Origin of the sequence: Branchiibius cervicis (assembly GCF_042661605.1) — a bacterium.
Classification (GTDB): domain Bacteria; phylum Actinomycetota; class Actinomycetes; order Actinomycetales; family Dermatophilaceae; genus Branchiibius; species Branchiibius cervicis.
Genome location: NZ_JBHSWJ010000002.1, coordinates 2,460,579 through 2,482,881 on the forward strand (window position 1 = coordinate 2,460,579; position 22,303 = coordinate 2,482,881).

14 protein-coding genes and 2 pseudogenes are annotated in these 22,303 nt (G+C 65.8%); 4 read left to right on the plus strand and 12 right to left on the minus strand.

Annotation, left to right across the window (positions count from 1 at the left end; genetic code table 11):
* From ACFQBT_RS12890 to ACFQBT_RS12925, 8 genes and pseudogenes are all read right to left on the minus strand, one after another.
* Positions 1 to 1,494, minus strand: coding sequence for an oligosaccharide flippase family protein (locus ACFQBT_RS12890; protein WP_377823227.1), 1,494 nt, complete (start codon positions 1,492 to 1,494; stop codon positions 1 to 3).
* Complete coding sequence (locus ACFQBT_RS12895; RefSeq protein ID WP_377823229.1) at positions 1,491 to 2,597, minus strand: DegT/DnrJ/EryC1/StrS family aminotransferase; 1,107 nt, start codon at positions 2,595 to 2,597, stop codon at positions 1,491 to 1,493. The genes ACFQBT_RS12890 and ACFQBT_RS12895 overlap by 4 nt, the downstream gene beginning before the upstream one ends.
* Positions 2,594 to 5,035 (minus strand): glycosyltransferase family 4 protein, encoded by a 2,442-nt coding sequence (locus ACFQBT_RS12900; protein WP_377823231.1) that lies wholly within the window; start codon positions 5,033 to 5,035, stop codon positions 2,594 to 2,596. Before ACFQBT_RS12900 ends, ACFQBT_RS12895 begins: the two co-directional genes overlap by 4 nt.
* Before the next feature lie 22 nt (positions 5,036 to 5,057).
* Positions 5,058 to 6,194: a DegT/DnrJ/EryC1/StrS family aminotransferase gene (locus ACFQBT_RS12905; RefSeq protein WP_377823233.1), complete on the minus strand. Its 1,137-nt coding sequence runs from the start codon at positions 6,192 to 6,194 to the stop codon at positions 5,058 to 5,060.
* Positions 6,191 to 7,190 (minus strand): annotated as a pseudogene (locus tag ACFQBT_RS12910) (NAD-dependent epimerase/dehydratase family protein). Before ACFQBT_RS12910 ends, ACFQBT_RS12905 begins: the two are co-directional and overlap by 4 nt.
* Complete coding sequence (locus ACFQBT_RS12915; RefSeq protein WP_377823235.1) at positions 7,187 to 8,269, minus strand: Gfo/Idh/MocA family protein; 1,083 nt, start codon at positions 8,267 to 8,269, stop codon at positions 7,187 to 7,189. Before ACFQBT_RS12915 ends, ACFQBT_RS12910 begins: the two are co-directional and overlap by 4 nt.
* A 99-nt stretch (positions 8,270 to 8,368) precedes the next feature.
* Positions 8,369 to 14,428, minus strand: a complete 6,060-nt coding sequence (locus tag ACFQBT_RS12920) for a DUF4082 domain-containing protein (RefSeq protein WP_377823236.1) — start codon at positions 14,426 to 14,428, stop codon at positions 8,369 to 8,371.
* The gene (locus ACFQBT_RS12925) at positions 14,386 to 14,820 is read right to left on the minus strand and encodes a hypothetical protein (protein ID WP_377823238.1); all 435 of its coding nucleotides are present in this window, start codon (positions 14,818 to 14,820) and stop codon (positions 14,386 to 14,388) included. Before ACFQBT_RS12925 ends, ACFQBT_RS12920 begins: the two co-directional genes overlap by 43 nt.
* 372 nt (positions 14,821 to 15,192) lie before the next feature.
* On the opposite strand from ACFQBT_RS12925, the gene ACFQBT_RS12930 reads away from it, so the two are divergent.
* Together ACFQBT_RS12930 and ACFQBT_RS12935 are read left to right on the plus strand one after the other, a co-directional pair.
* The gene (locus ACFQBT_RS12930; protein WP_377823240.1) at positions 15,193 to 16,545 is read left to right on the plus strand and encodes an MFS transporter; all 1,353 of its coding nucleotides are present in this window, start codon (positions 15,193 to 15,195) and stop codon (positions 16,543 to 16,545) included.
* Positions 16,542 to 17,573, plus strand: coding sequence for a TolB family protein (locus ACFQBT_RS12935; protein WP_377823242.1), 1,032 nt, complete (start codon positions 16,542 to 16,544; stop codon positions 17,571 to 17,573). Before ACFQBT_RS12930 ends, ACFQBT_RS12935 begins: the two co-directional genes overlap by 4 nt.
* Before the next feature lie 23 nt (positions 17,574 to 17,596).
* Here ACFQBT_RS12935 and ACFQBT_RS12940 read toward each other — a convergent pair whose 3' ends face one another.
* Entirely contained in the window at positions 17,597 to 18,250 is a 654-nt protein-coding gene (locus tag ACFQBT_RS12940) for a NeuD/PglB/VioB family sugar acetyltransferase (RefSeq protein WP_377823244.1), read from the minus strand.
* A gap of 74 nt (positions 18,251 to 18,324) precedes the next feature.
* Between ACFQBT_RS12940 and ACFQBT_RS12945 the strand changes: the two genes are divergently transcribed.
* Positions 18,325 to 18,990, plus strand: coding sequence for an acyltransferase (locus ACFQBT_RS12945; protein WP_377823246.1), 666 nt, complete (start codon positions 18,325 to 18,327; stop codon positions 18,988 to 18,990).
* Here the strand turns inward: ACFQBT_RS12945 and ACFQBT_RS12950 are convergent.
* Together ACFQBT_RS12950 and ACFQBT_RS12955 are read right to left on the minus strand one after the other, a co-directional pair.
* Positions 18,903 to 20,084 (minus strand): annotated as a pseudogene (locus tag ACFQBT_RS12950) (4-hydroxybenzoate 3-monooxygenase); the annotation flags it as partial. The gene ACFQBT_RS12945 and the pseudogene ACFQBT_RS12950 overlap by 88 nt on opposite strands.
* Positions 20,085 to 20,117: 33 nt before the next feature.
* Positions 20,118 to 20,897 carry an IclR family transcriptional regulator gene (locus tag ACFQBT_RS12955; protein ID WP_377823248.1) on the minus strand — a complete coding sequence of 260 codons (780 nt, stop codon included), beginning with the start codon at positions 20,895 to 20,897 and terminating at the stop codon, positions 20,118 to 20,120.
* A gap of 199 nt (positions 20,898 to 21,096) precedes the next feature.
* Here ACFQBT_RS12955 and ACFQBT_RS12960 point away from each other — a divergent pair, with 199 nt between their 5' ends.
* Positions 21,097 to 21,873, plus strand: coding sequence for a formate/nitrite transporter family protein (locus tag ACFQBT_RS12960; RefSeq protein WP_377823250.1), 777 nt, complete (start codon positions 21,097 to 21,099; stop codon positions 21,871 to 21,873).
* On the opposite strand, the gene ACFQBT_RS12965 is transcribed toward ACFQBT_RS12960, so the two are convergent.
* Positions 21,870 to 22,289: a PPOX class F420-dependent oxidoreductase gene (locus ACFQBT_RS12965; protein WP_377823252.1), complete on the minus strand. Its 420-nt coding sequence runs from the start codon at positions 22,287 to 22,289 to the stop codon at positions 21,870 to 21,872. The genes ACFQBT_RS12960 and ACFQBT_RS12965 overlap by 4 nt on opposite strands.
* Positions 22,290 to 22,303: the final 14 nt, after the last annotated feature.

Sequence of the window (22,303 nt, forward strand, 5' to 3'; positions counted from 1 at the left end):
CTACACCACGGGGGCTTCCCGGCTGCGGCGAATGTCCAGCAGCGTGTCCTTGTTGGCTATCGCGTACCCCAGCGTGGTCACCGCACCCCCGAGCAGGAGCAGGAGAAGCGGCTGATCGATGACCAGCCCGATCAACAGGCACGCAACCACCGGCGGAAACGCAGTCAGCAGTGGTCGCCGCGCAGCGCGCAGGAGGTCCGGCCAGGGAATGGCGCCGCCCAGCCCGGCAAACAGCAGCGGGATCACAACCACGACGACAACCAGGGCCTGTGCAGCGGCAGCCCCGTTGATTCCGGCCCAGCGGATTCCCAGGGCGAGCGAGGGCGCCAACGCAGCCAACCAGACCCCCTGGAGAATCAGGTTGAAATGGTTGCGGTCACTAGCGATGAAGTAGTCGTAGGCGTACTCAGCCAGGATGCGACCGGCAGAGAACACGCACAGCAGGCCAAGCGCCTGCGCCGCCCCGGTCCATTGGGCGCCGTACAACACCCGCAACACGGAATGCGCCAGCAGGCCAAGGGGCAAGCAGATCAACAAGGCGGCCGTCAGAACCAGGGTCAGCCCGCGAAGGAACGCCGACCGCAACCGGACGTGGTCGGCTGCGGCCCGGCTGAATGCTGCGAGCGACACTCGCCGGACGGTGGCCGAGATGATGTTCACCGGCCACGAGGCCAGGTTGAAGGCGATCAGGTAGAGGCCGAGTGCCTCGGCACCTGCCAAGTGCCCGACCAGAATGTAGTCGACGTTGAGCATCACGAAGAGCAGCAGACTGGATCCTGCCAGCGGGAGACCGAATCGGACCAGCCGCCGGGTGATATCCCGATCCCACCCGAAACCGAACCGGCGGGGCGCGAGCGTCAGCGTCGTGATCGCTGAGATCACATTTGCCATCATCAGTCCCCAGATCATGCTCCAGGCACCGAAGCCAAGGATGGCCAGAACCACCGAGAGCACTGTCCCCATGAGGAATCCAGCCAGGTCAGCCGCGAATCTACGGTCCTGATGCAGACCCCGGGCGATCATCGCCGCGCTGGAAGCGGTGACTCCGTCGATCAGAACGCAGACACTGACCACCCGGATCATGGGGGTGGCCGCCGGAGCATTGAGAAGGGCAGCCAGGTACGGCGCGGAAAGCGTGCAGCCCAGGAAGAGCAGGCAGCTCAGGAGAGCAGACACCGTATTCACGGTGGGGCCGATTTTCGCTGGATCCTCGGGCCAGCGCACGATCGCCAGACTCACGCCCAACTCATTGAAACTGAGCACTGCGGCCAGCACGACGGTGGCGACGGCGTACGCTCCGTAGTCCTGCGGGGTCAGCAGTCGTGCGAGCACCATGGCCGCGATCAGCGAACCCAGCCTGCTGGTCACGGTGTTGACGACACTCCAGCCCAGGCCGCGGCGAACCGAGCCCGCGAGCTTTTCCGAGGCCTCAGCGCCGTCGGCCGGTTCCAGGCCCGCCGACGCCTCGAGCGATGGCTCCACCACCCCGCTCATGAGGCGAGTGCAGCCACCAGCGCGTCGACGACCTGCTCCTGCTGTGCCGGTGTCAGGTGCGGATACATCGGAAGCGACAAGATCTCCCCTGCCGCCTGCTCGGCTACCGGGAACGAACCCGGTCCGTCGGCACAAGCCGCGAACGGCGCCGTCAGGTGAACCGGAACCGGGTAGTGCAGAGCCGCACCGATACCGGCCGCATTGAGCCGCTCCAGAACCGTGTCCCGATGCGGGACCCGCACGACATACAGGTGCCACACGTGGGCATCTCCCACGCCTGTCTCCGGCAAGCGAACATCCTCGACCCCGGAAAGCATCTCGTGATACCGCTCCGCGATCGACCGACGAGCAGCGTTCCACGCATCTAGTCGACGTAGCTTGTGCCGCAGGGCGATTGCCTGAACGGCGTCGAGTCGGGAGTTGAATCCCAGCTCATCGTGTACGTACTTCTTGGCGCTGCCGTGGTTGGTCAGGCTGCGCAGCCGTCGAGCCATTTCGTCGTCATCGGTCGTGACGGCGCCGGCATCCCCCGCCGCGCCCAGGTTCTTCCCCGGATAGAAGCTGGTCGCAGCAACCCGGCCGAAGGACCCCGAGACACGCCCATCGCGCCGAGCACCCTGGGATTGGGCGGCGTCCTCGACGACCGGTATGCCGGGTGCCACGTGCGCAATGGCCTCGACGTCGGCCAGACGACCGTAGAGGTGAACCGGGACGATTGCCTTGGTACGACGGGTGAGTGCCTTGGAAACCTCAAGCGGGCTGACCAGCAGCGACTCATCGTCGACGTCGACGAACACGGGCGTTGCGCCGGCGCGCCGCACAGCCTCAGCTGTGGCAATGAACGTGTTGGCCGGGACGATCACTTCATCGTCGCGGTCAACACCGAGGGCTCGTAACGCGAACTCGACTGCATCCGTTCCGTTCCCGACTCCGACACAATGTTTGACCCCCACGTAGTCGGCGTACTCCGCTTCGAATGCGCTGACCTGCGGGCCGCCGATGAAACCAGCGGTCTCGAGCGCCTGCAGGATGTCTGCGCCCACAGCATCTTTGACCTCTGCCATCTGAGCACGCAGGTCCACCAGAGGGACGGGTTGGTTCATGAGATGGTCTCCGTTGTGAGGGCATCGTGCAGGATGCGTTTGGGCTGCTTGATCAGGGACCGGCTGGTCCCGTCCAAGACGGCGTTCATAGCCGCCGCGCGAGAATGCCAGGAATGGGCTCCAGCAACGGCGCGACACGCTTCCGCGACTTCTGGCAGGAGTGGCCGGCTGAGCTGATCATGGACCAATCGCACGAACTCCTCGGCGTCATCGGCTACCGCGACGAGTTCGGTGTTCAGCCTGCGTGATGCCGGAAGGTCGGTCGATACCACCGGTCGCCCCGCCGCCAGGTACTCCAGCGTTTTCAGCGGGGAGCTGGCGCGGTTGAAACTGGTATCCAGGTACGGCGTGATTCCGACCCGGATGGACGCAAGATAGGCCGGCAACTCGGCGTACGCGACGCGGCCGACGTACTCGACATTCGGCATTGCCACCAACTCATCGAGAGCCTCACGCGTTTCGGCGGTTTGTTCACGACGCGGACCCACGATGAGCAGCGAAACTCCGGTACGGGCAAGATCGAGTACCAATTGGACATCGAGACGGTCGTTGATCGTCCCGACCAGTCCGACCAGCGGACCGGACAGCCGGGACTGATAGGCGCGCGTCATCAGCAGCGCTGCCACCTCGGGTGCAGCCCCGTTGGGCAGGAGCACCGACCCGCGACCCCAGTTGGCCACCCGCTCGCGCAACTCCTCGGACACTGCGAAGATCTCGTCACTGGCCGCCACCTGACGACGCATGTTCGCGGTGAGATAGGTCTCGTCTGTGCCCAACAGGTCGCCGCCGGAGCCCAGGTCGTCGGTGAGGTACAGCGCCCGGGGGAAGGCTCTCAGTCTGGAGGTCTCCGTGAGCCAGCCGGCGACGACCGCAATCGGAGGCACCAGTGGATTGATCTGGGTAGCAGCGCGATTCACAGAACGAGCATGGAGTTCGGCGGTGATACGCCGGACTCCCCTGCGAGTCAGGAACGGTGGTCCCCACGTGTACAGGCGCGAAACCGACGCCGTCTCCCGCACCAGTGGCGTACGCAACCGCGGCCGCAGGGTCGGATCCCGGAGGATGTCGGTAATCGGCCGCGGCGGGTCCACCCACAGCACCTCACGAGCAGATGCCTGGGCGGCGACCATCCGGCGGTCGGTGCCTTCCACGTCGTCGTACCGTGACCCGGCCAGATAGACCAATGGCCGGTTGGCGGGACTCGTCCCGGCTTCGTAACCCACCGGTCGGGCGTTGAAGTCTTCACGAGCCTCAGCCTGCGCGTAGGGAATCTTGTCGCGCAGGAATCGCGCCCACCGAAGTGGCGCGCCGGCAAACACCCGGGCGGACGCCATCGTGCCCAGCTTCAACTCCGCGCGCTCGGAGAGCGCGGCCGCATAGACATCGCGCAGCTTGGTGGCCGCCGAACTGAGCGAGTACCGCTGCTTGACGGTCGACATGGCGAACGCGCCCAGCTGCTCCCGCAGCGCGGCATCGTACACCAGCGGCTGCACCGCAGCGTCGAACCGCGCTGCGCCTTCGTGGGCTCCGGCACCCACCCCGTACCAGCCGCCCCAGAGGAACTGCCCCACGCTGCTGGGCGTCAGGGTCTCCCAGAAGCCCTTCTCGCCCTGGACCACAAGCGGCGCACCGTAAGACATCGCGCGCAACGCGGAACCGCCCATTCCGAGAGAGATGTCGGCGAGCGCGTACGCGGGACGCGGATCGTCAACCTCGCCGGTGAGCACGACCGCGCGCCGGCCTGCTCGCTCATTGGCGGCCTCCGCAGCGCGCTCGACGCGGTCGCGCGCGGGGCCGTCGCCCACGATGACCAGGACGGCGTCCGGTGCCAGCAGCGGGGTCCGCTCGATGGCCGTCAGAAGACCCTCCAGCTTGAGGTCCTCAGCCAAACGACCCACAACCACCAGGTGTAGCCCGGCCGGGATGTCGAATTGCCGACGGAACTCAGCCGGATCACCCTCGTGACCGATTCCGTTGTGCCCCAGATCAACTGGCGGCTCGATACTGTGCACGGCGGATCTGCCCGCCCAACGCTCGTACGCCGCGATCTGGCGCGTTCCCACGACCAGCCGCAGACCACGCGGAATGAATGGTGCGACCGACATGGACATCACGGTGCCGACCGCAACGGCGCTGGTGCCGGTCACCGCCATCTGCGCCTCGAGGATCGGCGGCCACTCGTACCCGTGCACGATGTCAATTTCGCGCTGCGTGACCACTGTCCGCAGATGGGCGGCGATCTGCGGGGTCGGCCGCAGGCTGGGTCGTGGGCTCTCGATGAACTCCAGACCGAGCTCCTCGATACGAGGATTCAGCGCTCCCCGCTGGCCGTAGACCACCACCTCATGGCCAAGATCTCTGACCGCGGTGGCCAGCTCTATGGCATTGAGCTGACTGCCGCCGATCTCAAGATCGTGCGGGTACACCAAGATTCGCATGCCAGTCCCCCAATCGTCTCGCTCATGCACCGTGCGTGGTGGCGCGTACGGCATCGATGACCCGAGTCGTCTCGGTGTCGGTTATCTCGTGGTAGAGCGGCAGGATCAAGGTGTTGTCCGTGAGCCGCTCGGTCACGGGCAATGGAGCATGCGAGGTTGTCGCGTACGCAGGCTGACGATGGCTGGCCATGATCCCACGACGGGCAGACACGTCTGAGGCCGCGAGTTGCGCCAACAGCTCGTCACGTCCGACGGGGAACTCTTCGCCCACCTCCACCCACAAGGATTGATAGTTCGCGGTGCCGTATACCGGGTCGTGCACAACGCGCAGACCAGGAAGGTCCGACAGTCCGGCCCGGTAGATGTGTGCGACCGCTCGACGCCGGGCGACGATCGCGTCCAACCGCTGCAACTGAACGAGCCCGAGCGCAGCTTGGAGGTCGGTCATGCGGAAGTTGAACCCGACCTCGACGTACTCCTCCGCTGGCGGCAGCACGGACAGGTGACGGTCGGCGGCCGACACACTCATCGCATGCTCGCGCAAGAGGCGGGCGCGCTGCGCCCAGTCGGCCCGATTGGTCGTGATCATTCCGCCCTCGCCGGTGGTGAGCAACTTGCGGGGATGGAACGACCACGCAGCGATGTCAGCACCGACTCCTACCGGTCGACCGTTGTACGTCGAACCGGCACCGCATGCCGCGTCCTCGATGACGACGATGCCAAGCGGGTCGCACAGGGCGCGAATGGGCCCGAGGTCCACGGGCATCCCGCCCTGGTCGACCACCACGACCGCCTTGGTCGCCGGGCTCAGCACCGACTTCACGGTATCCGCCGTCACGTTGCCCGTTTCGAGCTCCACATCCGCGAAGACGGGACGCGCACCGACATAAGATGCCGCGTTAGCGGTGGCGATGAACGAGAACGACGGCACGATGACCTCGTCCCCCGGGCCGATCCCGGCGACTACCAGCGCCAGGTGGAGCGCGGTGGTGCAACTGGAAACCGCAACCGCGTGGGCTACCTCCATCCGCTGAGCGAACGCACTCTCGAATGCGGCAACGCGGGGACCTTGGGCGACCCACCCTGACTCGATCACCTCCGTGACCGCCAGGACCTCTTCCTGGCCAAGCCACGGCTTCATGACATTGATCCGACTCATGGTGCCCCCGCGGTCACCCGACGGCCGGCGGCCACCGACTCACGCTGGGGCGCCCACCAGGCCACCAACTCACGCAGACCTTCGTCGAGGGTAGTCGTAGCCCTCCAACCCAGGTCCTCTCGGGCAGCGGTCACATCGGCCAGACGCCGGGTGACACCGTTGACAGCACGCTCCGGACCGTGTTCCACGCCCAGATCCGAATCCATCGCCTTCAGAAGGGCGTTGGCGAGATCGAGCAAGGATGTCTCATGCTGACTGGCGATGTTGTAGACACCCTCATGGACATCGGACGTCATGGCCAGAAGGTTGGCCCTGGCAATGTCAGTCGTGTAGACGAAGTCCATGGTCTGCGCGCCGTCGCCGAAAATGATCGGCGGCTGCCCGTCGGCGATGCGTTCCATCCATCGGACGAGCACTTCCGTGTAGAGGCCGTGAACGTCCATCCGCGGCCCGTACACGTTGAAGTAGCGCAGCGCGACATAGTCCAAACCGTTCATCGCCCGGAAGCTGCGGGCCATGCCCTCGTTGAAGGACTTCGCAGCCCCGTAGAACGTGTCGTTGTTGTGGTGATGATGCCGCTCCCCCGTGGGGAAGCTCTCGGCCAAGCCGTACACCGACGCGGAGGAGGCAAGGACGAGTTTTGCGACGTCGTGTTCAGCGGCAGCCTCGATGACGTTGAACGTGCCGTCCACGAGGACTTCCAGGGCGAGCCGGGGCTCCTCGGCGCACTGGGTGATGCGAATGGCTGCCTGGTGGAACACCAGGTCGCTGCTAGTGGTCAGGTCGTGGACCAGATCCCGATCCCGCACGTCGCCTTCGACCAGTTCGACACGACCCGTCGACATCGCGTCGGCAAGGTTCTCGACGCGGCCGCGAACCAAGTTGTCCAGAACTGTGACTCGCGAAGCCCCCGTCGAGCAACTGATCGACGATGGTCGATCCGATGGTTCCAGCGCCGCCTGTCACGAGAACACGCGCACCCTTGATCTCACTCATACCAACACCTCCGCGTGCTGCGTGCTCGCGTCGTGCTGCGCTTGGTCGCTGATCGGGACCATCAGGCCGTTCGCTGCAAGGCTCGTTGTCGCTGCCTCCAGCACGTCCAGCACCCGCAAGCCTGCGCCCCCGTCGGTCAGCGGCGGCCGGCCCTGGTTGATGGCGGCGGCGAATTCAGAGACCATCGAGCCAAGCGCCTCCTTCTCCGGCAGGCTCGGCGCGTACATGTCACCCAGGCGATACGAGATGCCGGCGGCAGTCCGATCGGCCAGGTCGTTACTGCGGGAAGCCAGGTCGAGGTCGACCCCGCGGTCGTAGACCGAGAGCCGCTGCTGGGGGTTCAGATCGTCCCAGACGAGGGTGCGGCGCGATCCACCGATCACCATCTGCCGGATCTTCGTCGGGCTGAGCCAGTTCACGTGCACGTGGGCGATGGCCCCATTTGCCAGGGGCATGGTCAGGTAGCCGACGCACGCCCGTCCGGCGCCGATCGGATCCGCACCATGCGCTGAGACTCCGACCGGCGCCAGGCCGCCGGGCAGCACCGCATCCATGATGGACAAGTCGTGGGGGGCCAGATCCCAGATCACGTCGACGTCGGGCTGCACCAGACCGAGATTGATCCGTACTGAATCGATGAAGTGGATCGTGCCGAGCTCACCGGAGGCAACGATATCCCGAATACGTTGAACCACAGGCGTATAGCAGTAGGTGTGATCACACATGAGCACCAGGCCGCGCTCATCAGCGAGGTCCACCATCTGGCTCGCCGACTCACGGCTTGAGGCCAACGGCTTCTCGACGAGGACGTGCTTGTCGGCCTCGAGGGCCTGTACAGCGATGGCCCGGTGGGTGTTCGCGGGGGTAGCGATCGCTACCGCGTCCAGGTCGTCGCGCTCGAGCAGCCTGGTCAGTGAGGTCTCGACGGCGACATCGCGTGCATCGCCCACGACCTTCGCCGCCCTCTCAGCGTCCAGGTCGCAGACCGCAGCCAACGACCAGTCAGCGGACCCGCGGAAGTTTCTCACCAGGTTGGGGCCCCAATAGCCGGCCCCCACGACTGCAACACGCAGCGTCATTGACGCATCCCCTCTTTTGCATCTGACATACCGCGGTACACCCTGCGGCAGCCGCCGTGGACCCGGCGGCGTAAGGCGTTCATGACGCCCGACGACTCGTCACGGTACATGGAAACTGACCTGCACACTCCGGGTTTCGGGAGAAACGAATCGGGTACCCGAAGTGGTCGAAACCACCTGGTACTGCAGGTAACGCGACGTCTTAGCGATGCTCCCCGTCGTCGCCGACACGGTGCTCCAGGCGGTCCATGAGGAGTCGGGCGTCGCGGTCGCCCCGGTACGAACCTGAATCGTGACCGTGGTACCCGTCGCCGTGGTGACGTCCCGCGTGAGCGTGTCCCACGTGACGCCCGCGCCCGCATCGATCACCTTCGAGACCCAGGTGGAGGAGGCGGCATACGGGCCGGTGCGCAACCAGTCCACGACCAGTGGCTGGGTGTCCACCACCGGGTCGATGAGCATCGGTTTCAGGCTTGCCCCGATCGGCACGAAGCCGTTCGTCGCGACCTGTACGCCGTCAATGAAGAACGTCACAGCCCGGTTGGACCAGTCGATCCGATACACGTGAGAGGTGCCGCTGAACGAACCAGTGATCGCGATGGTCTTCTGGTTGAACAACCCGTCGTTGACGACCGCGGTCATGGCACCCGCACTCGTGACGACGAACGCCGCACGTACACCCGAGGCGCCGCCGTTGGTGGATCCCAGAGCGATGATGTGACCGGCTTGCATGGTCGCCGCAGCCGTGAAGCTGATGCCGGTCCCCGATGTCTGCGTCGCGGCGAGCTGGCTACCGCTGATGGTGGCCGCCTTGTTCGCGACGACGGTGGTGCCTCCAGTTGCCAACGTGGTAGAGGCAAGTCCGGTCGGCAGAGCGGTTCCTGCGAATTCGAAACCGGCCGCCGGGGTGGCGATGATCTCGCCTCCACTGGTATCGCTGACATACCCCCCACTGCCCGTGGAGAAGTCGGAGACCGACGTCGCGGTGAACGGAGTCACCGTCGGGGTGTACTGTGCGGCAGCCGCGTTGGTGGCCGGCGACGTCGCGGAGTTCCCCGACGGGTCCACCGAGGTAACCCGGTAGTAGTAACGGGTATTCGCTGTCAGACCGGAAAGCGTGACCGAGTGGTTCGTCCCGCTACCACCATTGGCCGTCGAGGTAAGTGCGGTGGCGGACGTCCCGTACGCCACGACACTGGTCGATGTCTCGTCAGTCGTCCACGTGACAGTCGCCGATGTACCGGATCCCGCTGCGGACACCGCGGAGATCACCGGCGGTGTGACATCCGTGGTGCCGAACGACGCTGCAGCCGAAGGCGACGTCGCCGAATTACCCGACGGGTCAACGGAAGTCACCTGGTAGTAGTACGTCGTACCGCTTGCCAGGCCCGTCAACGCGACCGAATGACTCGTTCCGCTGGCTCCCGTCGCGGTAGAGGTCAACGAACCGGCGGACGTGCCGTACGCCACGACACTCGTGGACGACTCGTCAGTCGACCAGGTCACCGTCGCGCTGGTCGCCGACGGCGTCACCTTCACGGTGGAGATGACCGGCGGCGTGACATCCGTGGTGCCGAACGACGCTGCAGCCGAAGGCGATGTCGCCGAATTACCCGACGGGTCAACGGAAGTCACCTGGTAGTAGTACGTCGTACCGCTTGCCAGGCCCGTCAACGCGACCGAATGACTCGTTCCGCTGGCTCCCGTCGCGGTAGAGGTCAACGAACCGGCGGACGTGCCGTACGCCACGACACTCGTGGACGACTCGTCAGTCGACCAGGTCACCGTCGCGCTGGTCGCCGACGGCGTCACCTTCACGGTCGAGATGACCGGCGGCGTGGTGTCCTGGGCGACGGAAGGATTGAACACGGGATCCACCAAGTAACTGGCGTTCGAAGAGTTGCTTGGATAGCCGGAGTTGTAGAGGTATCGACCGGCTGCGGCGACCGTATGCAACGGCCCCACGTCGAGAGCTGAGCTCAACCCGCCGGCCACCGAGGAGTACTTCCCGTTGGGCGCGTTGTACGACACCACGTAGGTGGTCCCCGCCGACACCGCGACCGGACTCGCGAAGGAGACGGTCTGCCACCCGGTGCTGGACTCGCTGCTGGCGACCGCAGTGGACAAACGGGTACCGTCCGTCGTCCACAGCGAGACCGTGTGGGTCCCGGTGTTCTGCGGGCCCTTGTAGAAGCGGACGCCGGTGATGACGCCGGAGGTGTCGGTCGAGAACGCCGTACCCAGCTCCACCGCAACCGAGTCAGGGTCGGTCATCGAAGTCGGTTGGGTGGCGTCGGTCCACAAGCTGCACGGGCAGCTGCCGATCGTCGGATCTGGCTGTGCCGTCGTGAAGGACCACGTGGTCGCCGCACTCATCGCGTTGCCGGCCACATCCGAGGCCCGCACCGATACGGAGTACTTCGTGCCTCGGCTCAGATTCGAGGTAGGGGTGAAAGTCGCCGTCCGACTGGTGCCGTCGTAGGACGCCGTACCCGTCACGGCGGTCCCCCCGCTCGTCGCTACGGAGAACGTAAGGGTCGACGGATCGATGGGTTCACTGAACGTGGCCGATGGCGTGCTCGCGACAGGCTGGCTGGTCGCCCCATCCAGCGGAGCAGCCGACTTCACCGTCGGCGCAGTGACATCCGGAGGCGTACCGGTCTTGAAGATCGGATCGACCCAGTAGTTGGTTGCTCCGTAGCTGCTGGTCGGGAACACCCGCGACGAGCTGTAGCTGTAGAGACCGTTTCCGGTGCCGGCGGTGAGGGGCCCGTTGCTGTAGGCGGATGCGAAGAACTGACCAGTGGCCGAGTAGTGCCCGTTCGGCGCGTGGTAGGACACGACGTAGGTCTGGTTGGCGCTGACCGCGACCGGGCTGTCGAAGCTGAGGTACTGCCACCCAGAGGCTGATTCGCCGGTGAAGGTGCCCGACGCCAACAGGTTCCCCGACGCATCCCACAAGCTGCCCGAATGGGTGCCGGTGTTGAGCGCGCTCTTGTAGAACCGTAGGCCGGTTATCTGCCCGTCCATGCTGGGGCTGAACGACACTCCGAGCTCGACGGATCCGCCATCGCCGGAGTCAACGGTCGACGGCACCGCGCTGCTGTCGAACAGCGTGCACGGGCATGCACCTGCGCCCGCCGTGGTGAACGTGAATGAATAGGGTGACATCAGGTTGCCCGACAACGCCGTTGCACCGCTGACGGTGGCGGTGTACGACGCCCCAGTCGCCAGGGCCGCGCCCGGCGTGAACGTGATGGTGTTCGATGCGGCCGACCATGAAGTGGTCCCCGCGACCGGGTTGCCGCCTGCGTCAGACACGGCGAGCTTGGCCGTACCGTTCTGCACCTTGCCGCTCATCGTCGCCGACACGGTTGCGGCGACGTTGACATTCGTCGCGCTGGCACCCGGTGACGTCGAGGCTACCGACGGCGCTGCATCCGTAGCCATGAAGACCAGGTCGACCCAGTAGTTGTTGTTCGTAGCATTCAATGGGGCGCCCGAGCCGTAGGTGTACAGGCCTGTGCCGGCGAGCGCATGCAGCGGCGGTGAATCCACTCCGGTGGTCAAACCCCCTGAGGTGACGGCATATCCGCCGTTCGGAGCGTGGTACGACACGATGTACGTCGTTCCGGCCGTCACGTCGACGGGCGAGGTGAAGTAGGCGGTCTGCCAACCTGTGCTCGACTCGCCGGTGAACGTCACGGTGGCCAATTGAGTGCCCGTGGCGGTCCACAACGTGCCGGTGTGCGTACCCAGGTTCAACGTGCCCTTGTAGAACCGCACCCCGGTGACCTGACCATCGACGTCAGCTGTCCACTTGACGCCCAGTTCCAGGCTTCCGTTATCCGAGGAACTGGGCGTGTCCGGTGTCGCCGAGTCCGGCCAGATCGAGCACGGGCAAGCCCCCGGCAGCGGGTCGACTGCCGACACAGTGAACGACCACGTGTAGGGAGCCGCCATCGGTACGCCGCTCCCGCTCGATGCCGAGACCGACGCGGTGTAGCTGGCCCCGTGACCCAGCGGCGCAGAAGGGACGAATCGCGCCACGCGGGTGGAGGCGTCGAACGACATGGTTCCGGGCACCGAGTTGCCCTGTGCATCCGTCAGCCCGATCGTTACGGTGCTGGGATCCACCGTGGCAGCGAACGTGGCTGTCACCGTTGCCGTGGTCGCAACACTGGTCGCACCGGTCACCGGGCTGGTGCGGGACACCGACGGCGGTGTGGTGTTGTCGCGGTTGTAGAGCACGTCGACCCAGTAGTTGGTTCCCTGGTAGGACGACGTGGGGAAGCCGTGCCCGGACCCGTACACACCGTTGGTGACGCTCGAGGGAGCACCAGGCGCGTTCAACGGTGCTGCGTGGTAATCGGCATAGGAGAAGAAGTTGTTGTCGGCGGCGTAGTGACCGTTCGGCGCGTAGTACGACGCCACGTAGGTCACCCCGGCAGTGACCGAGACAGGGTTCTCGAAGGTCAGCGTCTGCCACCCGGTGGCGCTCTCGTTGCTGAAGGTCCCGGCGGCCAGCGCCTGACCGGACGAGGTCCACAAAGTGCCCATGTGGGTGCCGGAGTTGCCGTTGCCCTTGAAGAACCGGATACCGGAGATGAAGCCGTCGGAGTCCGCCGTGAACTTCACTCCCAACTCCACTGCCGAGGTGTCACTGGTGGCCGCGACCGCAGGAGTCTGCTGGCCGAACAGGGAGCAGGGGCAGGCCACATTGACACCGACCGAGACCGGGGTGCTCAGGTTGGCGCTGTCGTCGTTCGCCCGGACCTTGATGGCACCACTGCCGATGCCGCTGATGACGCCGCTGTAGGTCCACGAGGTGGTCCCAGTGGCCCGGTGGTAGGTCTTTCCGCCGTCCAGGGACACCTCGACGGTTGTCACGACTCCGCCGCCGTTGTCCGCGGCTGTTCCGGTGACGGTCACGGCACTGCCGTTGGCCAGCGCCGTGTTGGAAGTCGGTGACGTGACCGTCACCGTCGGCGCCGCCGTGTCGGTCGACGCTGCCGGCATGACCATGCCGGACATCAAAGTGGTGGGTAGGACGCCCATATCGGCAAGCATGTTCAGGGTTGCCTGCTGCATCCGCGAATCCACACCGCCGCTGGTGTCGCCGTCGTGGGTTGCGTCCAGGCCCCAGCCCCAGTTGATCGTGCCTGCACCGAAGACGAGAGCACCACTAGCCGCGCGGTAGAGCGTCAGACTGTGCGTGGTGGTACCTGCGGCGACCTGGGTACCGGCCTGGTTCTGCACTTTTTGTCCGGTGGCGCCGGTCGTCTCGGACAACCGCATCAGACCGGCCGGCCGGGAACCGTTGTCTACATCCTCGTCGGACTCATATCCGATGCTGTGCGGCAGCAGTGATGCCGTCGACCCGGCGGCCATCGTGGCAAGTGACGTATTTCGCCACAGCCGTGTCTTGCCTTGTGCCGCGGACACGTCGATGGCCAGGTCGGTGTAGTTCGACATGTACATCGTGCCGGTCAGCGAATTCTCCGGCCGCGAACCGTTCGGGGCGGCCTGTGACGCATCGCGCCACGTGGGTGACCCCTCGCCCGGATCGATCTTCGCCGGCTCCCAGCTGTCCTTGTAGCAGACGATGGTGCGGTCGGGAGTGTTGCTTCCATCGATGCTCGGCGCCAGTCGCGTGTGCCAGTACACCTCGTTGCCGGACAGGAACATCATGTTGACGCCGGCGTCACGCGCTGCTTCGACGTTGTCCCGCTCGGACTTCGTCCAGTATTCGTCGTGACCTACCGACATGAAGACCTTGTGGCTGGTCAACGAACTCGAACCGTTGCTGACATCCACGTCCGTGGTGTACGAGACATCGATGCCGTTGCGTTCGAGAAAACGCAGCGTGGGGTATTCGTTGCTGAACAGGTAGTCGCGGCCGTCGTTGTCGCCGCGGGTCGCGTAGGGCCGGTTGTAGCTGATCTTGAAGGCACGGGCCTGCGACTGGGTCAATCCGTTCGGCGCTGTGTAGTAGTCCGCGCCGCCGTAGGTGTTGTACGCCTGCCAGGTGGCGTCCGAAGTCTTGAACAACACCGCGGAAGAGGTCGAGTCGTCCCGCACCACGAAGGGGATCTGACTGACGTCATCACCCATTGTCAGCTTGACGATGTACACCCCTGATACCGCGTTGCTCGGCACCGCCCACTGCGTCGAGACCCCCAGGTGCCGCAGTCGTAGTTCTGCGTGGATGTGTCGCTCACGCACGCCGGCTGGGCCGCCGGATTGCTGACGGTCCACGTCGGCGCCTGACGGCGCGCGCCAAGACCCTGGTAATAACCCAGGCGATAGACGTCGACGGTGTACGACGCGGAGGCCTTGATCTTGAACTGCACGGTCTGGCCGGGCTGGACACTCGTCGTTGTCGCGAAGCCCTGAATGGCATCGTCACCGGAGCCTTGAATATCCCATTCACTGGGAGAGGTTCCCGGCTTGCTGTTCTCGCAAGCCACGGGCGTACCCACCGAGCAGGGGTCGGTCGCGGCGCTGGCCACACTCGACGCGAAGGGGTTGAGACCGGCCAGGATCACCAAGCACAAAACCGCTACCAACCAGGTCGGGACAATGGCTCGATACCCGCCTGTCCGAGCTTCTCGGGGTCGCCAGGGACGCACTGAGAACACAAGCACCTCACTTACGCGATCCAAGACCGACGCGTTGATAGAGCATTCATCGCTTCGGAAGTCCCCAGCGCAACCGCTGGGGTGCTTGACTTAACCACGTGTGCCCACTTCCCGGGGCCGAAATGCGGGAAACTCGGTACGGGGTTTTTTGTTGCGGAGAACGGCCCCTGGTGCAACTCCGCGAATCCATCAGCGCGACCCTCAGATCGCGGTTAACCTCGACTGCGCGATGGATCCTTCGAGCCACGCAATTCTCTTTCGCAACATCGGGAGCTGTGAGCCGTGTACATCTCAGAACGCCCGCGGCAGCAGGTCGTCCCCACGACGGACGTCACCCCGGCGAAGAACCGCGGACGTGTTGCGCCTACCGTCCTGGCGTTGGGTTTCGTCAGCCTGTTCACGGACATCTCCTCGGAGTCGGTGTCGGCGATCCTGCCGTTGTATCTGACCGCCGTCCTCGGGCTCACTCCGCTGGCCTACGGATTCATCGACGGCCTGTACCAGGGGGTCAGTGCCCTGGTACGGATCGCAGGCGGGTACCTGGCCGACCGTCTCGACCGACCCAAGTGGGTTGCCCTCTTCGGCTACGGCCTCTCAGCAATCACCAAACCTCTCCTGCTGGTCTTCACCGGCTTCGGCTCGTTGAGCACGGTCATCACCCTGGACCGGTTGGGCAAGGGAGTGCGGACCGGGCCGCGCGACGCACTGATCGCGGCCGCCACTCCGTCGGAACGGCTCGGACGAGCGTTCGGTGTGCACCGTGCCCTGGACACGGTGGGCGCGGCCATCGGGCCCCTGTTGGCCTTCACCGTGCTGTGGCAGGTCCCCGGCAGTTACAGCTCAGTCTTTGTCGCTTCCTTTGCGGCCGCCCTGATCGGCCTGGTCGTGCTCGTCCTGCTGGTGCCCAACCTGCGGCCACGACAAGCAGCGGCCGAGCGCGCCAGGCGGGCACACGCCGAACACTCCGGAGCTGCGCGCGACGGCGGCCCCATCGGCTCGCCGGCGGCGGAACGGCCACGACCGCAAGCCTCGCTTCGCCAGATGAAGCGCTGGGGAATGGGCCGCTTGATGATCGCAGCAGCCGTGCTCAGCACATTGGCGGTCAGCGACGGCTTCCTCTACCTGTCCCTGCAGCAACGTGATGACCTGGCGGCCACCTACTTCCCTCTGCTGTTCGTCGGGACGAACATTGCCTACTTTCTGCTTGCCGTCCCCCTGGGCCGGTTGTCGGACCGTATCGGGCGGCAGAAGGTCTTCGTCGGGGGTCATCTGTTGTTGGTCGCGGCTTATCTCGCCGCAGCCGGCCCCTCGTTCGGTGCCGCTTCGACCCTGCTGTGCTTGTTGTTCCTCGGGGCGTTCTATGCCGCGACGGACGGCGTCCTCGCAGCTCTGACGGCCAGTCTGGTGCCGGACGCCGTACGGGGCATGTCCATCGCCACGACGCAGACGGTGGTGGCCCTGGGCCGGTTCGCCGCAGCCATCCTCTTCGGGATGTTGTGGACCGTCACCGGTCGCGGTCCGGCAGTCCTGTACTTCGCTGTGATGCTGTTGGTGGCGATTCCGCTCGCGTGGTGGATGCTGTCCACTGTGAAACCGATCCAGCCTTCTGAGCTGTCGGCGGCTGCCGCAGAATGAGCGGCCCGACCCAACTCAGCCCGCGCGCCCGGGTCCTCCTGGTCATCCCGATCGCGCTGGTCCTGGTGTCCGCGGTCGTCGTCTACATCCTCGTGACCAAGGATCGCCAGGACGTCGCCACATCGGCACAGCCGACCCTTTCGACCATGCCAGCCTCAGCCGTGGACGGCGCGCCCCGGATCGTCGTACGCAATACCGAGGTGGCAAGCCACTACGGGCAGGTAGCAATGGTCGCGCTGAACAACCCGGGTGGTCCCCGTGCTCTCCTGAGCCACTCCTGCGACCGGGTTTTCGCAGCAGCCCAGGAGTTGCTCTGCCTGGCGTCCGACCGAGGGGTGGTCACGACGTACAGCGCAACGGTCTACAACCTGAGCACCGGCGCAGCTGTTCAGATCCCTCTCACCGGAAGTCCAAGCCGAGCGCGGCTCTCCGATGATGGAAAACTAGCCGCCACAACGAGTTTCGTTGCTGGCGATTCCTACGCGGCGACCAACTTCTCGACCCGAACTGTGGTGACCACCCTGGCCACCCGCAAGAGCGTCGACCTCGAGGACCTCGCGCTCTACGACGGCGGAAGGCGCATTTCGCCGGTTGATCGCAACTACTGGGGAGTCACCTTCGCCAAGGACGACGACCACTTCTACGTAACGGTGGCCTTTGGCGGGGTGACCCACCTGGCAAAGGGCCAACTGACGACCGGCCGCATCGATACCGTCACCACCGACGCCGAGTGCCCATCGCTCTCACCGGATGGAACCAAGGTGGCCTTCAAGAAGCGGGGTGACCGCGCGAGGGGTAACTGGCGCTTGGTGGTCATGGATATTGCGACCGGCAAAGAGACGCAACTGGCTGAGAGCCGCAGCGTCGACGACCAAGTGGAGTGGCTCGACAACTCCCGAATCCTCTATGGCCTACCCGGCGAAGGATCGAACGCCGCGCAGACCAACGTGTGGGTCGTCCCTGCCGATGGGAAAGGCAGCCCGTCGATGCTGATCGCTGATGCTTGGTCACCCGCCGTGGTTCGTTGACCATGCATGATCCTGCCCCAGCCTCACCCACGCAGGGGCGTGGCCGGAACACCTGCCCAGGTCTGGAAAGCCGGAACGTGTTGCAGCACAACCGATCCCATCCCGACGACAGACCCTTCACCGATCCGCGAATTCTCCCGCACCGAGGCGGCCATGCCCACGTAGGCGTCCCGCTCGACGCGTACCCCTCCCCCGAGCACGACCCCCGCACACAACGTCGAATACTCGGCGAGAACGCAGTCATGGGTGAGCACGACATGAGGCATGCACACCACGTGCGCACCGACGCTCACGTCCGCGGTCAACACCACGCCCGCCAGCAGGACCGCCCCCGGCCCCACGTGGCAACCGGGAGGAACATGGACGGAAGGATGCGTGATGGTGACGTAGTGGTCGCCGTCGACGCCTTGACCGCTCAGTCGCTCGACGATGGTGCGGCGGACGCGGCCTTTCCCGGTACACACCACGAACTGGGCATCGAGGTGGTCAATGGCTTCGTCGATGGTGCCCAGGACAGGCAAGCCCTCGGCAATATCCTTGCCCTGCAGGTCTTTTCGGTCGTCCAAGACTCCGCGCACGCGCTGGCCGGAGGCCACGGCCGCGACCGCGGCCTCTCGCGCAAGGCCGCTAGCCGCCACGACCACGATCGGAGTGGCGATCACCTGCTGCCCGGGCATGGCCTCATCGTACGGGCCGCACGCTCAGCTCCGGGCGTCTATCCTGACGGCCACCACCAAGAGGAATGGATCCCATGAGTGCACGTATCGAGCCAAGCGCCGATGTCGCCGATGCGGCATCGATCGGCGCCGGAACCCTCGTCTGGCATCTGGCCCAGATCCGGGAGAAAGCGGTCGTGGGGCGTGATTGCATCATCGGCAGAGGTGCCTACGTCGGGCCGGGCGTGCAGATCGGCGACCGCTGCAAGTTACAGAACTACGCGCTCGTCTACGAACCGGCCGTTCTCGAGGACGGAGTCTTCGTCGGACCCGCAGCCGTGTTCACCAATGACTACTATCCGCGCGCAGTCACCTCAGAAGGAACCCTGAAGTCCGGTGACGACTGGCAAGCCGTCGCGGTTACCTGTCGGACCGGCGCTTCCATCGGGGCTCGCGCGGTCTGTGTGGCTCCGGTGACCATCGGGCGGTGGGCCATGGTTGCGGCCGGCTCGGTCGTGACCAAGGACGTACCCGACTTCGCGCTGGTGGCGGGGGTGCCCGCACGCCGTATCCGTTGGGTCGGCCCGGCCGGGTTGCCGCTGGAGGATGTCGGCGGCGGCCGCTACCGCTGCCCTTCCGACCACACCGAATTCGTCGAGGAAGACGGCGTTCTCCGAGAGCTCGGCCAGCCGGTGTACCCCTCGGCGAGGAAGGTCGACCCCGCGACGGACGAGGTGACGGTCCCCAACTCAGCCTCCTGACGCCGTACGTCGAACGGACTGGCCTCGGGCAGGGAGTGCAGCATCGTGGTCATCCAGTAAGAGAAGTGCTGGGCCTCCCACACCCGGGACAGGGCGCGCCGCGAGTATTCGTCGAGGGCGCGGTCGTCACCTTTGAGAGCGTCCAGTAGAAGCGGGGCCAGCACGCGCACATCGGCCAGTGCGAGATTCAGGCCTTTGGCGCCCGTGGGCGGGACGGTGTGGCCGGCGTCGCCGGCGAGCACGAGATTCCCCCAGCGCAGAGGCTCCTGGACGAAGCTGCGGAAGGGCAGCACCGAACGCGACGTGATCGGACCCTGCTGCAGGACATAGCCGTTCGCCCCGAGTCGGCCGCACAATTCGGACCAGATGCGGTCATCGGACCAGTCGTCGACGTCCTCCGACGGGTCACACTGGAAGTACATCCGCTGCAGCGTCTCGGTGCGCTGGCTGATCAATGCGAACCCCTGAGGCGAGTGGTTGTAGATCAGTTCCGGGGCGCTCTTGGGTGCTTCGGTCAGGATCCCGAACCAGGCGAAGGGGTATTCGCGGAAGTACTGCCGCCGGCGGGCCTCGGGCACCTCACCGCGGCACACGCTGCGTGAGCCGTCGGCGCCGACCAGCACCTCGCACCCGACCTGCCACTGCTGCCCGTCGGCGTCGGTGAACCTGACCTGGGGTCGCGCGGCGACCTCGGAGACCGACACGTCACTCACCCCGAATCGCACGTCACCGCCATCTCGCGCACGGGCATCGGCCAGGTCGATGAAGACATCGGTCTGCGGATACAGCTGGGTGCTTGCTCCCACCAATCCGGCGAAATCGATCCGGTGGCCCGCTCCCCCGAAAGCCAGCTCGATACCGTCGTGCCGGTAGCCATCGTGCAGCACCCGCTCGGAGACACCCGAGTCGACGAGAAGGTCGACGCTGCCCTGCTCCAGGATGCCAGCGCGGTGGGTGTTCTCGATCTCCTCGCGGGTGCGCGTGTCGATGTTGAGAGCCGGCACTCCTTCTCGGCCGAGGAGATGGGCGAGCATGAGGCCGGCGGGACCTGCTCCGACGATGGCGACGGGGACAGTGAGCTGCTTCACAGTCATGGCCACCAGTGTGCTGGCCACGGTGAGCTGCACCTAGGAAGTCATTCCGTCCAGTGGAAGGCCCAGGGCGAGTTGCCGCTGGATGCCACGCGCGGCGACCTGGAGGGCGGTAGCCAGCCTGCGCTCGTCGCGCCGCAGGGACCGCACCACGACTCCGACCGCCGCGACGACCTGTTCGTGCGGGTCCGGCACGGGCACTGCCACGCTGGCGGTGCCCAGTGACATCTCCTGCACGGTGACGGCGTAGCCTCGCCGGCGCACGTCGGCCAGTTGCCGGGCGAGCTGGCCCGCCTGGACGATCGAGTACGCCGTGGGCCGCTGCAGATCTGACATCACCTCTCGGCGGACGTCGTCAGGCGCGTAGGCGAGCAGCGCCTTGCCCACTCCCGTCGTCGACAGGGGCAACCGAGCGCCGACGAAGCTGACGACGGGAACGGAGCTATTCCCCTGCAGCCGTGCCAAATACAGCGCAGTGGCACCCTCACGAACGGCAAGATGCACGGTGGCGTGCGTCGCGGCGTACACGTCGTGCAGGAACGGCGAGGCCACATCAGTCAGGTTGCGGGGTCCGGGTGCATATTGCCCGACGTCCCAGGTCAGCGGACCGACGACGTACGTCGCATGAGGCGTCCGCGCCAATGCCTGCCCCTTCACGAGCTCACCGGCGAGCCGGTGAGTCGTCGCCAGCGGCAGCTGCGCGCGGGTGGCCAACTCGGTGAGCGTCAGTTCTCGGTGGTGAGCGTCGAACGCACGCAGCAGAGCCAGCACCTTGTGAGTCACGCTGACGCCGTCGCGCGCACTGTTGCCAGCCATCGCACCAGCGTCGCCCATCCTTCCGCTGAACGGAATACGATTCAGTCAGGAATCCGGAGTTCCTTTGCATGGTTGCGCCGTCGTCACCCGGCAGGGTGTTCACTGTGCGGTCCGTTCGACCGCCCTTCTTTGGAGTAGCCGGCCGGAATGCGGGGCGCAGGATGAGCGCGACACCACCACCCGAGCGTCAGGAGAGCGCGTGAGCCAGCAGCGGCCCGAACCGGAGATCGACGAGGCCTTCGACCGTCTGGTCGACGAGGGCCAGGAGCGGCTTGAACGACCGATGCGCTCGCTGATCCCGACGGGCTTGCTCGGCGGCATCGACGTGGGCGTCGGGATCCTGGCCTACTTCGTCGTCCTGCATCTGACCGACAACAAGCTGCTGGCCTCGCTGGCGTTCTCCACCGGGTTCGTGGCACTGCTCCTGGCTCGCAGCGAGCTGTTCACCGAGAACTTCCTCGTGCCCGTCACAGCCGTTGCTGCCCAGCGCAATTCGTGGTCGCAACTGATTCGCCTGTGGATCGTCACCCTCGTGACGAATCTCGCCGGCGGAGCACTCATCATCTGGATCATCGTCACCGCTCGACCCGACCTGAAATCGGTGGCTCGGGAGACCGGGGAGCACTATGCCCACCTCGGGGTCTCCCTCCAGAGCTTTTTGTTGGCCGTGCTCGCCGGCGTGGTCATCACCTTGATGACCCGGATGCAACACGCAACGGAAAGTCTCGGGGTGCAGCTGGTCCCGGCGATCCTGTTCGGCGCGCTCCTGGTCGGCGCGCAACTGTTCCACTGCGTGCTGGACGGCATCCTGATCCTGGGTGCCGTCTTCTCCGGTAGCGACATCTCCATCGGTCAGTGGGCCGGCGCGGTCGGCTGGGCCGCCTTCGGCAACCTGATCGGCGGGATTGGCCTGGTCACCGCGCTGCGCCTGGTGCGCGCCGCTCCGCGGGTCGAGGAGGAACGCAGGGAAGACTAGTCGGCCACGTCCCGTGCGGCCACGATGTGCGATGGGACCAAACGCACCAGCAGCTCACCGGGGACCCCGTTGCGCTCGCCGTACTCCCCTGCCCGGTCGGCGCCCATGTACCGGCCGCCGATACGGGCGGCCCATCGGCGTACCTGATCCAGGTCGTCGATCAACTCGACGCCGCCGCTGACCGTCACGAAGGAGAACGGTGCGACGTCGTCCTGGACGGTGAGCGCGGCCTGGCCCGTGCGGAGCAGGTTGCTGCCCTTGACCGTGTCGGCGCCGGTGTTGAACCAGACCGAACCGTCCTGCACGTCGTACCAGATCGGGGCCGCATGCGGCCGCCCGTCGGCGCGGGTGGTGGCCAGCACGCCGGGCCGCGCTCGCCCGCTGGCCAACCAGGTCATTGCCTCGTCATCGCTCATGTGGTGGTAGCCCA

Coding starts and splice junctions, on each gene's coding strand:
- ACFQBT_RS12905 (WP_377823233.1), bottom strand. CDS start 6,194: ATGAGTCGGATCAATGTCATGAAGCCGTGGCTTGGCCAGGAAGAGGTC.
- ACFQBT_RS12935 (WP_377823242.1), top strand. CDS start 16,542: ATGAGCGGCCCGACCCAACTCAGCCCGCGCGCCCGGGTCCTCCTGGTC.
- ACFQBT_RS12895 (WP_377823229.1), bottom strand. CDS start 2,597: ATGAACCAACCCGTCCCTCTGGTGGACCTGCGTGCTCAGATGGCAGAG.
- ACFQBT_RS12955 (WP_377823248.1), bottom strand. CDS start 20,897: ATGGCTGGCAACAGTGCGCGCGACGGCGTCAGCGTGACTCACAAGGTG.
- ACFQBT_RS12890 (WP_377823227.1), bottom strand. CDS start 1,494: ATGAGCGGGGTGGTGGAGCCATCGCTCGAGGCGTCGGCGGGCCTGGAA.
- ACFQBT_RS12915 (WP_377823235.1), bottom strand. CDS start 8,269: ATGACGCTGCGTGTTGCAGTCGTGGGGGCCGGCTATTGGGGCCCCAAC.
- ACFQBT_RS12965 (WP_377823252.1), bottom strand. CDS start 22,289: ATGAGCGATGACGAGGCAATGACCTGGTTGGCCAGCGGGCGAGCGCGG.
- ACFQBT_RS12940 (WP_377823244.1), bottom strand. CDS start 18,250: ATGCCCGGGCAGCAGGTGATCGCCACTCCGATCGTGGTCGTGGCGGCT.
- ACFQBT_RS12900 (WP_377823231.1), bottom strand. CDS start 5,035: ATGCGAATCTTGGTGTACCCGCACGATCTTGAGATCGGCGGCAGTCAG.
- ACFQBT_RS12945 (WP_377823246.1), top strand. CDS start 18,325: ATGAGTGCACGTATCGAGCCAAGCGCCGATGTCGCCGATGCGGCATCG.